Annotated in this window: 14 protein-coding genes; all 14 read right to left on the reverse strand. The window is 70.5% G+C overall.

Going from position 1 to position 13123, the window contains the following annotated elements; translation table 11 throughout:
* On the reverse strand, positions 1 to 1158 hold a 1158-nt coding region (locus VHA72_RS03185; protein ID WP_325572998.1), incomplete at its 3' end, for a DUF3352 domain-containing protein.
* Between the two features lie 54 nt (positions 1159 to 1212).
* A complete protein-coding gene (locus tag VHA72_RS03190; RefSeq protein ID WP_325572999.1) occupies positions 1213 to 1797 on the reverse strand; it encodes a hypothetical protein in 585 nt (194 codons plus the stop codon).
* Positions 1782 to 5348: a DNA polymerase III subunit alpha gene (gene dnaE, locus VHA72_RS03195; protein WP_325573000.1), complete on the reverse strand. Its 3567-nt coding sequence runs from the start codon at positions 5346 to 5348 to the stop codon at positions 1782 to 1784. Before dnaE ends, VHA72_RS03190 begins: the two co-directional genes overlap by 16 nt.
* Positions 5349 to 5523: 175 nt before the next feature.
* A complete protein-coding gene (locus tag VHA72_RS03200) occupies positions 5524 to 5973 on the reverse strand; it encodes a GNAT family N-acetyltransferase (RefSeq protein ID WP_325573001.1) in 450 nt (149 codons plus the stop codon).
* 91 nt (positions 5974 to 6064) lie between these two features.
* Complete coding sequence (locus VHA72_RS03205; protein WP_325573002.1) at positions 6065 to 6994, reverse strand: RluA family pseudouridine synthase; 930 nt, start codon at positions 6992 to 6994, stop codon at positions 6065 to 6067.
* The gene (lspA, locus tag VHA72_RS03210) at positions 6991 to 7548 is read right to left on the reverse strand and encodes a signal peptidase II (protein WP_325573003.1); all 558 of its coding nucleotides are present in this window, start codon (positions 7546 to 7548) and stop codon (positions 6991 to 6993) included. The genes VHA72_RS03205 and lspA overlap by 4 nt, the downstream gene beginning before the upstream one ends.
* Positions 7521 to 7928 carry a TraR/DksA family transcriptional regulator gene (locus tag VHA72_RS03215; RefSeq protein ID WP_325573004.1) on the reverse strand — a complete coding sequence of 136 codons (408 nt, stop codon included), beginning with the start codon at positions 7926 to 7928 and terminating at the stop codon, positions 7521 to 7523. Before VHA72_RS03215 ends, lspA begins: the two co-directional genes overlap by 28 nt.
* A 190-nt stretch (positions 7929 to 8118) precedes the next feature.
* On the reverse strand, positions 8119 to 8880 hold the full coding sequence (locus tag VHA72_RS03220; RefSeq protein ID WP_325573005.1) for a DivIVA domain-containing protein: 762 nt from the start codon (positions 8878 to 8880) through the stop codon (positions 8119 to 8121).
* Between the two features lie 97 nt (positions 8881 to 8977).
* The gene (locus VHA72_RS03225; RefSeq protein ID WP_325573006.1) at positions 8978 to 9268 is read right to left on the reverse strand and encodes a YggT family protein; all 291 of its coding nucleotides are present in this window, start codon (positions 9266 to 9268) and stop codon (positions 8978 to 8980) included.
* A 23-nt stretch (positions 9269 to 9291) separates the two neighbouring features.
* On the reverse strand, positions 9292 to 9810 hold the full coding sequence (locus VHA72_RS03230) for a cell division protein SepF (protein WP_325573007.1): 519 nt from the start codon (positions 9808 to 9810) through the stop codon (positions 9292 to 9294).
* Positions 9811 to 9847: 37 nt separating this feature from the next.
* The gene (locus VHA72_RS03235; RefSeq protein ID WP_325573008.1) at positions 9848 to 10546 is read right to left on the reverse strand and encodes a YggS family pyridoxal phosphate-dependent enzyme; all 699 of its coding nucleotides are present in this window, start codon (positions 10544 to 10546) and stop codon (positions 9848 to 9850) included.
* Positions 10543 to 11253 (reverse strand): peptidoglycan editing factor PgeF, encoded by a 711-nt coding sequence (gene pgeF / locus VHA72_RS03240; RefSeq protein ID WP_325573009.1) that lies wholly within the window; start codon positions 11251 to 11253, stop codon positions 10543 to 10545. The genes VHA72_RS03235 and pgeF overlap by 4 nt, the downstream gene beginning before the upstream one ends.
* A 4-nt stretch (positions 11254 to 11257) precedes the next feature.
* Positions 11258 to 12436 carry a cell division protein FtsZ gene (ftsZ, locus tag VHA72_RS03245; protein WP_325573010.1) on the reverse strand — a complete coding sequence of 393 codons (1179 nt, stop codon included), beginning with the start codon at positions 12434 to 12436 and terminating at the stop codon, positions 11258 to 11260.
* Positions 12437 to 12751: 315 nt separating this feature from the next.
* Positions 12752 to 13123, reverse strand: a 372-nt coding sequence (locus VHA72_RS03250; protein WP_325573011.1) for a cell division protein FtsQ/DivIB, incomplete at its 5' end; no start/stop codon positions are given.

Genomic DNA, 13123 nt, shown 5'->3' on the forward strand with positions numbered 1-13123 from the left:
CGCGGCGACCTCCATCTCGAACCCGCCGTGCGCGAAGCGCAGCGTCGCCGCCCCGCCGCCGAACTTCGCCCGCTGCGCCTTCTCCTGGCTCACCATCGGGCCGAGCGGATCCACAGGACCGGAGGGGCCCGACGAGCCGGAGCCCGACGCGGCGCCGCCGCAGATCGAGGCGAGCGGGTCGTCGTCGGTCACCGTCAGGGTGGAGCTGTAGGCCGCGGGCGTGTCCGGCTGGAAGCCCGGCTCCGCCGTGACCATGTCGCCGGTGCCGCTGGCGCTGCCCGAACCGGAGCTGAACGAGCTGCTCGCCATCATCCCGCGCTCGATCATCGGAGCCAGCTTGTCGAGGTTGCTGGCCAGCGCCGGACCGGCGCTGGGCGCGGCGTAGAACGTGGCGACGCCCGGGTTGCCGGTGCGGCTGGTCCACGTCTTGAAGCCGCTGTCGTCGGCCAGCGACCCACTCGCGGCGCCCTGGGCGACACTCTGGGCGATGGCATCGGTCCTGGCGAGAACGACCCAGTCCTTGGTGACGTCGACGCCGACCGACTGGTCGGCACCGCCGCAGCCCAGGATCTTGGGCAGCGCACTCTTGGCCTTGGCCGCGTCGCTGGTGCCGATCACGACCACTGGCTGCGGGCCGTCCTTGCTGGTCGGGACGACGGCAGCGCCCAGGTCCGTGCCGACCCAGGGTTTGACGTCCTTGTCCCAGCTCAGGTCGCAGCCGGAGGCACCCAGCGCCTGGACGACCAGCTTCTGGCGCAGATCGGCGGTCGGGTCGAGCCTGACCCCCTGGGTGAACGCCGGGAACTTTCGCAGCGCCTGGATGGCCTCGATCTTCTGCCCCGCGGTCGGATCAAGGTCGACCGCCGCGTAGGCGAGCGTGTCGCTCGGGAGCCCGGCGGCCGCACCGGGGTCACGGCTGTGGTCGAGATGCGTGGCGGCGACCGCGATGCCACCGCCGACCAGGGCGACGGCGGCCACCACCCCGCTGCCGACATACCACCAACGCCGGTTGTTCGAGCCGCCACCGTCACCCGAGTCGTCCCCCACCGGGCCGGCGGTCAGGTAGTCGGGCGGAGGCGGCGGGGTGCCGTAGGAGGCGGGGATCCCACCCGGTTGCGGCGCGCCGTACGACGGCGGGCCGGGCTGCTGCTCGGACACGGTGCTACCCCCTGGTCGGTCGGACGTCGGCAGCCTACCCAGGCAGGCCGGCGCCTACTCCTGCTTGACGCGCTTGCTCACGGTGAGAAGGACGGTCGCCAGGCCGGCGAGCCCGGCGCCAGGGAACGCCGCCAGCAGGCCCCAACCGCTCAGTCGCAGGTTGCTGGGGAGCCGGGTGCCGTCGGCGGCGGTCTTGGCAAGGTGCTGGGGGTCAGGCGGGCTGCGGTGCAGGCCGACCTCGCGCATCAGGTACGCCGCCAGCAGGCCGCCGACGATCACCGCCACCAGGGTGACCAGCTCGGCGCGGTCAAACCGCCACCCGGCGAGCGCACCGAGCAGGGCGCCGGCGACGATGCTGACGATGACGAACCAGCCGGTCCCGGCGAACGCGACCGGCTGGGCGCGGTCCCAGGAGATGGGGTACCAGACGTGCTTGACCACGGCGCCGGGCGCCGGGCTCCACAGCGCCTCCCAGATCAGCCCGCACAGCGCACCCACCGCGACGAAGCCGACCACCACGATCAGCCCCTGGAGCAGCGCGCCGCGCCAGTCCGGACGTGCCGCCGCCCCGGGTGCCGGATCGGCGGGGGCGTCGGGCGCACCCGGCGGCGGACCCGAGGTGGTCAGCTGGTCAGACATCCTGGTCCCAACAGTTGCTTGAGGTCGGCGAACAAGGCGGGACTCGGGGTGACCCGCAGCCGGTCGTCGAGCCGCATCACGCGGGTCGACTCCCGTGTCAGCAACCGTAGCCGCACCTCGGTCATCCCGGGGTGGGTGCCGAGCACATCGCGCAGCGATGCGACGACCGGCGGCGTGCATCGCGTGGCCGGCAGACTGATCACGACCGGCCCGCTCGGGCCGTCGGTCAGATCCGGGACCGTGACCTCCTGGCCGCGGATCTCGGGCTGGTCCTTGTCGCGGGAGAGCTGGCCCTTGACCCGGATGATCGCGTCCTCGGTGAGGAGCGGCGCCGCCAGCACGTAGCTGCTCGGGAAGAACAGCACCTCGATCGCACCGTCGAGGTCCTCGATGGTGACGGTCGCCCAGGGATCGCCCTTCTTGGTGATCCGCCGCTGCACGTTGGTGACCAGGCCGCAGATGGTGACAGTGGAGTTGTGCGGGCGGTCCTCGTCCGCGAGCAGCTGCCCCACCGTGCAGTCGGTGCCGTTGGAGAGCACGTGCTCCAGGCCGAGCAGCGGGTGGTCGGAGACGTAGAGCCCGAGCATCTCGCGCTCGTGGCCGAGCAGGGTCATCTTGTCCCACTCGTCCAGGTCCGGGATCGGGACGGAGACGCCGAACGAGCCGGCCATCTCGTCGTCTAGGCCGCCGAAGAGCGAGTCCTGGCCGATCGCCTCGTTGCGCTTGATGTCGACGTACTGGTCCACCGCCGTCTCGTGCACCGCCACCAGCGCGCGCCGCCGGTGCTTCATGTCGTCGAACGCGCCGGCCTTGATCAGCGACTCGATCACGCGCTTGTTGCACACGATCGCCGGCACCTTGTCGAGGAAGTCGTTGAAGTCCGCGTAGCGGCCCTTCTCCTCGCGGGCGCTGACGATCCCGTCGACGACGTTGTGACCCACGTTGCGCACCGCGGTGAGGCCGAAGCGGATGTCGTTGCCCACCGCCGTGAAGTCGTGCGAGGACTCGTTGACGTCGGGCGGCAGCACGGCGATCTTCATCCGGCGACACTCGCCGAGATAGATCGCCATCTTGTCCTTGTCGTTCTTGACCGAGGTCAGGAGCGCGGCCATGTACTCGGTCGGGTAGTTGGCCTTGAGGTAGGCGGTCCAGTAGGTGACCACGCCGTAGGCGGCCGAGTGCGACTTGTTGAACGCGTAGTCGGCGAAGGGGACCAGGATCTCCCACAGCGTCTTGACCGCGTCCTTGGAGTAGCCCCGCTCGAGCATGCCGGACTCGAACCCGGCGTACTGCTTGTCGAGCTCCTCCTTCTTCTTCTTGCCCATCGCGCGACGCATGTTGTCCGCGGCGCCCAGCGAGAAGCCGGCGAGCACCTGCGCGATCGCCATCACCTGCTCCTGATACACGATCAGGCCGTAGGTCTCCCCCAGCACCGACTCCAGCGGCTCGGCAAGCTCGGGGTGGATCGGCTCGATCGGCTGGCGACCGTTCTTGCGGTGCGCGTACTTGTTGTGTGAGTCCGCACCCATCGGGCCGGGGCGGTAGAGCGCCGAGACCGCCGTGATGTCGGCGAACTGGTCGGGCTGCATCGAGCGCAGCAGCGCCCGCATGCCGCCGCCATCGAGCTGGAAGACGCCGAGCGTGTCGCCGCGGCCCATCAGCTCGTAGGTGGCCCGGTCGTCGAAGGGCACCTCCTCCAGCACCACCGTCTCGCCCCGGTTGGCCTTGATGTTGGCCAGCGCGTCCTCGAGCGTGTGAAGGTTGGACAGGCCCAGGAAGTCCATCTTGACCAGACCGAGCGACTCACACGTCGGGTACTCGAACTGGGTGATGATCTGGCCGTCCTGCTTGGGATCCATCAGCGGGACGATGTCGATCAGCGGCTCGCTCGACATGATCACGCCCGCGGCGTGCACGCCGGTCTGGCGGATCTGGCCCTCGAGACCGACGGCGGTCTCGTAGATGCGACGCACCTCGGGGTCGGTGTCGTGGAGGGTGCGGAACTCCTGGCCCTCGTTGTAGCGCTTGTGCTCGGGGTTGAAGAGCTCCTTGAGGGGCACCCCCTTGCCCATCACGTCGGGCGGCAGCGCCTTGGTGATCTTGTCGCCGATGGCGAAGCCGTGGTCGAGGATGCGGGCGGCGTCCTTGATCGCCTGCTTGGCCTTGATCCGGCCGAAGGTGGCGATCTGGGCGACGCGTTCGGCGCCGTACTTCTCGGTGACGTACTGGATGACCTCGCCGCGGCGGTGGTCGTCGAAGTCGATGTCGAAGTCGGGCATCGAGGGGCGCTCGGGGTTGAGGAAGCGCTCGAAGAAGAGCCCGTGCTCGAGCGGGTCGAGGTCGGTGATCTTCAGCGCGTACGCCGCGATCGAGCCCGCGCCCGAACCACGGCCCGGCCCCACCCGGATGCCGTTGCGCTTGGACCACTGGATGAAGTCGGCCACCACGAGGTAGTAGCCGCAGTAGCCCTTCTGCGAGATGACGCCGAGCTCCATCTCGACGCGGTCTCGGACCTCCTGGGTGAGCTTGTCACCCGGGTAGCGCATCTCGATCCCGCGCCAGACCTCCTTGCGGAACCAGGACTCCTCGGTCTCACCGGCAGGGATCTCGGCGCGCGCCATGTAGCCGCCGGTGGACTCATGGAACTCCACCTCGCACCGCTCGGCGATCAGCAGGGTGTTGTCGCAGGCCCGCTCCAGGTCCTGGGAGGCCCACAGCTCGCGCATCTCCGCGGCCGACTTGATGTAGTAGCCGGCGCCCTCGAACGCGAACCGCTTGCCGCCCTTGCTGTACGGCGGCTCGCTCAGCCGGCTGCCCGACTGGACGCACAGCAGCGCCTCGTGGGCGCTGGCGTCCTCGGGATTGTTGTAGTGGGAGTCATTGGTGGCGATCGGCTCGATGCCCAGCTGGCGACCGAGCTTGAGCAGGTCGTCGCGGACCCGCTTCTCGATGGAGATGCCGTGGTCCATCAGCTCGAGATAGACGTTCTCGCGGCCGAAGATGTCCTGCAGCTCGCCGGCCTCGCGGACCGCCTCGTCCCACTGGCCCAGCCGCAGCCGGGTCTGGATCGCGCCGCTGGGACAGCCGGTGGAGACGATGATCCCCTTGCTGTAGGTCTGCAGCAGCTCCTTGTCCATCCGGGGCTTGAAGTAGTAGCCCTCCAGGCTGGAGCGGGAGGAGAGCCGGAAGAGGTTGTGCATCCCCTCGGTCGACTCGGCCCACATCGTCATATGGGTGTAGGAGCCGCCACCGGCGACGTCGTCGCCGCCCTCCTCGGACTGGTCGCCCTTGCCCCACCGCACCCGCTTGCGCTCGGTCCGCGGGGTGCCGGGGGTCAGGTATGCCTCGATGCCGATGATCGGCTTGACGCCGTACTTCTTCGCCTTGGAGTAGAAGTCGTAGGCACCGTGCAGGTTGCCGTGGTCGGTCATCGCGATCGCGGGCATCTCGAGCTCGCTGGTGCGCTTGAAGAGGCCGTCGAGCAGGCTCGCCCCGTCCAGCATGGAGTACTCCGTGTGGACGTGGAGGTGGACGAACGAGTCGTTCGACATCTCACTCCCCTTCCCGGGGCGATCTGGGCATGCGTCAGCAGGGTCGGTCACTGGCCGCGACCAGGCTCTGGGGAAGGGCCTCAGACTACCCGGTCGACGGTCGAGGTTGGGCGACCGGACCAGCGTTTCACGAGGGTCCGACAGTTCTGCTCGCCACCTCCACAGGGCGCCGGGCTCAGTCGCCGAACCACTCCATCCGCACGTCCGGTCGGCGCTCCTCGTTGGCCGACCCGTCGGTGCGCTCGGTCTCGACCAGCCCCTGCCTCGCATAGAACCGGCGCGCCGGCTCGTTGGACTCGAAGACCCACAGTCCGAAGCCATCGGGCCGCAGCGACTTCACCAGGTCGAGCAGGGCGCCTCCGAGGCCGGCGCCCTGGTGGTCGGGGTGGACGTAGAGGTCGTCGAGCCAGGTCCGGGTGAAGCGGGCGTACGCCGCCACCGCACCGTCGAGCTCGGCCACCCACACCTCGTCGCGCCGCAAGCGGCCGGCCAGGAAGTCGTGGATCCGATCGTCGGGGTGGATGTTGGCCGGCATCGGCGCCGCCGCCCGGGCCGCCACCTGCAGCGCGACCAGGTCGGGGACGTCGGCCGGCTCGGCGGGCCGCAGGACGACCTGTCGGTTCATCGAGGTATGCCGATCAACCCACGCCTCCCCAGCGGAACTCCGCGCGGGAAGTGCGGGTTCGGCTGCCTACCTCGATGAGCAGGCAGCACGCTCAGGCCGCCTGCCGGATCACGTCCAGGGCGTGCTGCAGGTCCTCCGGGTACGGCGAGGAGAACTCGACGTACTCCCCCGTCTCGGGGTGCTCGAACCCGAGCCGGTGAGCGTGCAACCACTGCCGGGTCAGGCCGGTACGGCGGGCCAGGGTCGGGTCGGCGCCGTAGGTCAGGTCGCCCACACAGGGGTGCTTGGTGGCACTCATGTGCACCCGGATCTGGTGGGTGCGGCCGGTCTCCAGATGGATCTCGAGCAGCGAGGCGAACCGATGCGCCTCGAGCGTCTCGTAATGTGTGATCGAGGGCCGGCCGTCGGCGCGGACCCCGAACTTGTGGTCGAACCTCGGGTTCCGTCCGATCGGGGCGTCGATGGTGCCCTCCAGCGGGTCCGGGTGCCCCTGCACCAGCGCGTGGTAGACCTTGTGCGGCGTCCGGTCCCGGAAGGCCTGCTTGAGCACCGAGTAGGAGTGCTCCTGCTTGGCGATCACCATCAGCCCCGTCGTGCCCACGTCGAGCCGCTGCACGATGCCCTCGCGCTCGGTCGCCCCGGAGGTCGAGATCCGGAACCCGGCCGCGCGCAGGTGGCCGACGACCGTCGGACCGGTCCACCCCGGCGAGGGGTGGACGGCGACGCCGACCGGCTTGTCGATCACCACGATGGCGTCGTCGTCGTGGACGATCCGAATGCCTTCCACGATCTCGGGCACGATCTCCAGCGGGTCGCGCTCGACCGGGATGGTGACGTCGAGCATGGCGCCCGCGCTGACCCGCTCGGACTTGGCGACATCGCGGCCGTCGAGGGTGACCAGGCCGCCCGCGATCAGCTCGGCGGCGCGGGTGCGGGAGAGGCCGAAGAGCCGCGCCATCGCGGCGTCCAGCCGTTCCCCGTCGAGCCCGTCGGGGACGAACAGCGTGCGCTGGTCGCTCACGCCTCCTGCCCCTTGCCGGTCCCTCCGCCCAGCCGCACGCCGCGATAGGCCTGGATCAGGATGAGCAGCGCTGCGATGTTGATGCAGATGTCGGCGACGTTGAAGATCGGCCAGTGCGGCAGCTCAAGGAAGTCCACCACGTGCCCGCTGAAGCCCTGCGGCGCGCGGGCGATCCGGTCGGTGAGGTTGCCCGCGATGCCGGCGGCCAGCACGCCGAGCGCCACCGCCCACAGCGGGGTGCCGGCACGCGCCGCGAAGTAGAGCGTGACCACCAGCGCGGCGATCGCCAGCACCGTGAACAACACCGTGTGCGAGGTGCCGGTGCTGAACGCCGCGCCCGCGTTGCGGGTCAGGTCCAGGCGCAGCAGCGACCCGACCAGGTTCCGGGGCTCCCCGGGCGTCAGGTGCGCTGCGGCGAGTGCCTTGGTGCCCTGGTCCACGCCGTACAGGACCAGGGCGACGGCGACGAAGAGCAGCCGCAGCGCCCCGGTGGGTCCGGTCGGGTGGGCCTCGGTGTCCGCGTCGCTCAGCGACGCTCCTCGCGCTGCTTGCATGTCATGCACAGTGTGGCACGCGGGAAGGCCATCAGCCGCATCTTGCCGATCGGCTGACCGCACGACTCGCACACACCGTAGGAGCCGTCCTCGATGCGCCCCAGCGCCCGCTCGATCTGCAGCAGCTTGTCGCGCTCGCTGTTGACCACGGTGAGCTCGTGATCGCGCTCGAAGCTGGTCGCTCCGACGTCGGCCTGGTCCTGTCCGGCGCCGTCACCGGAGTCCTTCATCAGCCCGGAGAGCTCCATCTCGGCCGCCTCGAGCACCACGAGGCTGTGGGCGCGGGCGGTGTTGAGCTCGGCCAGCACCTCGTCCAGCTCCGCCATGGTCCAGGGCTCCTCGCCCTCCTTGACCACCAGAGAGCCGACCGAGACCTTCACGGGGGTTGCCTTCTTCGCCACGACGCTCGCTTTCTGAGCAGAGGATGCTGGGCAACGGGCCACAGCGTGTGCGGGGAGGGTAGCCGCTGCACAGGCGGCACTCAACCAACGTCTCGCAACCGCCGGAAAAACGCCGACGCGGCCGGTCCGTACCGGACCGACCGCGTCGCGCGGGCCAGGGGCCGAGGGCTCAGCCCTCCTCCTCGCCGAGGATCGAGCGCAGCCGCTTCGGGGCGACCGGCGCCTCGTCGCCACCGCTGGGCGCGGTGGTCTCCGGCGAGGTGTTGAGCGCCTCCAGCTGCTGGGTGAAGTAGCTCTTGAGCCGCGAGCGGTACTCGCGCTCGAAGGACCGCAGACCCTCCACCTCGGCGGTCAGCTTGTCCTTCTCCCGCTCCAGGTCGCCGAAGAGCTGCTGGCGACGCGCGGCGGTCTCGGAGTCGAGCATCGAGGCGCGGGTGCGCGCGTCGGACTCGAGCTTGTCGGCCTTCTCCTTCGACTCCGACTCGAGCCGCTCGGCCTTGGTGCGGGCCTCGCCGACGATCTTGTCGGCGTCGTTCTTGGCCTGCTCGATCAGCGCGTCGTGGTTGCGCGTGGCCAGCTCGAGAAGCCGGGCCGCGGCGTTCGACGCCTCCGGGACGGTCTCGACGCGGATGGTCTCGATGGCACCCGTCGCGGCGGCGGCGACCGGGGCGACCGCCGGGGCCGGCGTCGGCTCCGGAGCCTGCTCGATCACGGGCGCGGGAGCCTGCTCCACCACCGGCGCGGCCGCGGCGCCACCGGCGCGCTGCGCCTCGGCGAGCTTCGACCGCAGGTCGTCGTTCTCCTTGGTCAGCCGCGCGAGCTCGGCCTCGACCTCGTCGAGGAACTGGTCGACCTCGCCCATGTCGTAGCCCTCGCGGAGCCGGACGGGAGTAAAGCGCTTGTTGCTCACGTCCTCTGGCGTCAGCGGCATGACCTCACCCATTCATCGCTCGTGTGTCCAACAGTGTGCTGAGTCGAAACTGTAGCGCTTGCAGACGGCGGCGACTCCCCCGCGTCTGCTGCCATCCTCAGATCAGGTACCTGACGTCCAGCTGCAGCAGGATCCAGGCCGCCAGCATCACGATCAGGAAGCTCAGGTCCAGGGCGACCGTCCCGATCCGCAGCGGCGGGATCACCCGTCGCAGCGCGTTGATCGGCGGATCCGTGATCGTGTACACGGTCTCCAGCACCAGCAGCAGGATCCCCCGCGGCGTCCAGGACCGGGCGAAGACCTGCACCCAGTCGACGATGAACCGCACCCACAGCAGGCCCAGGAAGACCCACAGCAGGACATAGAGGACGACCCCGATCGCATGCATGGCGGTCGACAGCCTAGAGAAGGTCAGCTCTGGTTGAAGAACCCACCCTCGGCCAGGCGCGCCTTGTCCTCCGCCGCGATGGTCACATTCGGCGGTGAGAGAAGGAACACCTTGTTGGTCACCCGCTCGATGTCACCGCGGGTGGCGAAGACCAGCCCGGCAGCGAAGTCGACCAGCCGCTTGGCACCGGCGTCGTCCATCTCGGTGAGGTTCATGATCACCGGGATGCCGTCGCGGTAGGTCTCGCCGACCGTGCGCGCCTCGTTGTAGGCGCTCGGGTTCACCGTGACGATCCGGGACAGCTCCACCGGCGCCGGTACGACGGAGGGCCGGCGGCGCTCGGCCAGGTCGGCGACCGGTGCGGGCCGCTGCTCGCGGGCGCGCTGCTCCCGGACCCGGGGCGCGGGCTCGCTCTGGTACTCCGGCTCGTAGCCCGTCTCGGCCCGGTCGTAGCCGCGGTCGAACGACTGCTCGTCGTCGTACCGGCCGGTGTCCTCGAGCAGACCGAGGTACTCACCGATCCTGCGCATCGCGCCGCTCATGGGTCTCTACCTTCCGATTGGTGGATCGTCTTGAACATTACGTGAGAGTGGGCCTCGAACCGAGCACCGCGGACCCGACACGCACATGTGTCGCACCGTGCTCGACCGCCTGCTCGAGGTCACCGCTCATCCCGGCCGAGAGCCGGGTCGCCCGGGGGTGGTCGGCGAGGAAGGCGGCCCTGATCTCGGCCAGCCGCGCGAACGCCTCGCCCGCGTCGGCACCCAGTGGTGCCACCGCCATCAGGCCGCGCAGTCGCAGCTCCTCGTGCGCCACGGTGGCGGCGGCCAGCTCGGCCAGGCCCTGGGGCGCCACGCCGCTGCGATGCTCGGCGCCGGGGCCGTCGAGGCTGACCTGCAGCAGCACGTCCAGCGGTCGGCCGCGCTCGGCGGCGCCGCGGGCCAGCCGGGGCAGCAGCTCGGCCCGGTCGACCGACTCGACGACCTCGGCGTACCGGGCGACGGCCGCGGCCTTGTTGCTCTGCAGCCCGCCGATGAAGTGCCACGTCAGGCCGAGGTCGGCGCACTCGGCAGCCTTGGCCTGCGCCTCCTGATGCCGGTTCTCACCGACGTCGGTGACACCGAGCCCGGCCAGCAGCCGTACGTCGGAGGCTGGGAAGAACTTGGTCACCACGACAAGCCCCACCTCGCCGGCAGGCCGCCCCGCCGCGCGCTCGGCGGCGGCGATCCGTTCGCGCACGGTGGCCAGGTTGGCGCTCAGCTGGTCCCGGCGGGTCACGGCCGCCTCCGGATGACGCCGGCCAACCGGCCGGCGCGGTCGCCGTCGCGGCGGTAGGAGTAGAGGTCGGGCGACTCCCGGGTGCAGCGGGAAGCGTCGACCACACGCACGCCCCGCTTCTCCAGCTGGGCGCGGACGCCGGCGCCCAGGTCCAGGCTGGGGGTGCCCCAGGCGGTGGTGGCGACGCTGGCCGGGACGACCGCCGCGACGTCGGCCTGCATCTGCTCGGGCACCTCGTAGCAGCCGCCGCAGACGTAGGGGCCCAGCCAGGCGGTGACGTCGCGGGCGCCCAGCGCGCGCATCCGCTCCACGGTGGCGACCGCCACGCCCGCGGCCACGCCCTTGCGCCCCGCGTGCGCGGCGCCGATCACGCCGGCCTCGGGATCGGCGAACAGGATCGGCAGGCAGTCCGCGGCCCGCACCAGCAACACCACGTCGGTGCGGTCGGTCACGATGCCGTCGGCCTCCGGCCTCTCCCCCGGCACCGCCTCCACGACCGTGTCGCCGTGCACCTGGTAGAGGTCGGCGAGCCGGGCGCCGGGCGCGAAGTCGGCGAGCAGCAGCCGGTGGTTCTCGGTCTTCGCGGCCTCGTCGTCATCGCCGCTCACCGACAGGTTGAGCTCGTCGAACGGCGCAGCACTGACCCCGCCGTACCTGTCCGTGAAGGCCAGGTCGACGGGGCCGTGAGCGCTGCGGAAGGAGTACACGTGCCTACTTGAGGAAGTCCGGCACGTCCAGGTCGTCGTCGCCGAACTGGACCGAGGGCGCGGCCTGGCGCGCCGGCGGCGGGGTGCTCGGGCCGGCCGGTACGGCGACGCGCTGCTCCTGCTGCCGCGCCGGCTCCTGCTGGCGCTCCGGACGCTGCTCGCGCGCCTGGGCCGGGGCGGCCTGGACGGCCGGGCGCACGTCCTGGCCGCGCAGGGTGGTCTCACGCTTCTTCGGCAGACCTCCGTCGAAGCCGGCGGCGATGACCGTCACCCGGACCTCGTCACCGAGGGCGTCGTCGATGATGGTGCCGAAGATGATGTTGGCGTCGGCGTGGACCGCCTCGGCGACCAGGGCAGCCGCCTCCTGGATCTCGAACAGGCCGAGGTCGGAGCCGCCGGCGATGGAGAGCAGGACGCCGTGGGCGCCGTCGATGCTCGCCTCCAGCAGCGGGCTGGCCACCGCGATCTCGGCGGCGGCGACGGCACGGTCCTCGCCGCGGGCCGAGCCGATGCCCATCAGCGCCGAGCCGGCGTTGCTCATCACCGCCTTGACGTCGGCGAAGTCGACGTTGATCAGCCCGGGGGTGGTGATCAGGTCGGTGATGCCCGAGACGCCCTGCAGCAGCACCTGGTCGGCCTGCTTGAACGCGTCGATGACCGAGACGTTGCGGTCGGAGATGGACAGCAGCCGGTCGTTCGGGATCACGATGAGGGTGTCGACCTCCTCGCGAAGCCGCTCGATGCCCTCCTCGGCCGACTTGGCGCGCCGCGCTCCCTCGAACTTGAACGGCCGGGTGACCACGCCGATCGTCAGCGCGCCCAGGCTGCGGGCGATCCGGGCCACGACCGGAGCGCCGCCGGTGCCGGTGCCGCCGCCCTCGCCGGCGGTGACGAAGACCATGTCGGCCCCCTTGAGGACCTCCTCGATCTCGTCCATGTGGTCCTCGGCGGCCTTCTCGCCGACCTGCGGCTGGGCGCCGGCGCCCAGCCCGCGGGTGAGCTCGCGACCGATGTCGAGCTTGACGTCCGCGTCGCTCATCAGCAGCGCCTGGGCGTCGGTGTTGATCGCGATGAACTCGACCCCCTTGAGGCCGACCTCGATCATCCGGTTCACGGCGTTCACCCCGCCGCCACCGATGCCGACGACCTTGATGATCGCCAGGTAGTTCTGTGCAGCTCCCACGGTGCCGCCCCTTCTCGTCGACGCTGTCTTCCCGAAGTCTCTTTCGGCGTGTCCCTCAACCCTTACCCTCATCCTGAGGGTTATAGTTATGTCAACCTCGCCGTGGTCAGAACACTAGGCAGCAGGCAGGGTCGGATCGCGCAGACACGCGGGGCGTGTCGCGGGTTAGCCGAGAATTGCGCCGGGATCGCACCCGCCCCAAAGTGTCACGGTGACAGTTCGCGGCGAGAGTGACACTTCGCAGGTGTCACCCCGGGCGCAAAGTGTCACCGTGACACTTTGGAGAGACGCGTGGCCTCGGGCAGAGGCGGGGCCTCAGCCGGAGGTGACGGGCTGGCCCGGCACGGAGACGTCGTACTCCTTCGCGTGCGGCTGGGCCTTGAGCAGGGCGGCGAGCACCTCGGCCTTGGTCGCGGAGTCGGTCGCGCTCCCCCACTGCACCGTCTGGCCGGCGGAGAGCGCCAGCGAGATCTCGTCGACGCTCTTGACCTCGACGTGATCGACCCGGTCGGCGAGGTCGCGCGGCATGGCGGTGACCACCTGGGCCGCCTGGCGCAGCGCGGCGGCGTCGGTCCCGGCCGGGGTGGAGACCTTGGGCAGCCCGGCGGGTGCGCTCTTGTAGCTGCTGAACACGACGCCGTCGGCGTCGAGCGCGTGCAGCTGGCCGCCGATCTCGATCACCGCGAT

This window comes from Nocardioides sp. (genome assembly GCF_035547795.1).
GTDB lineage: Bacteria > Actinomycetota > Actinomycetes > Propionibacteriales > Nocardioidaceae > Nocardioides.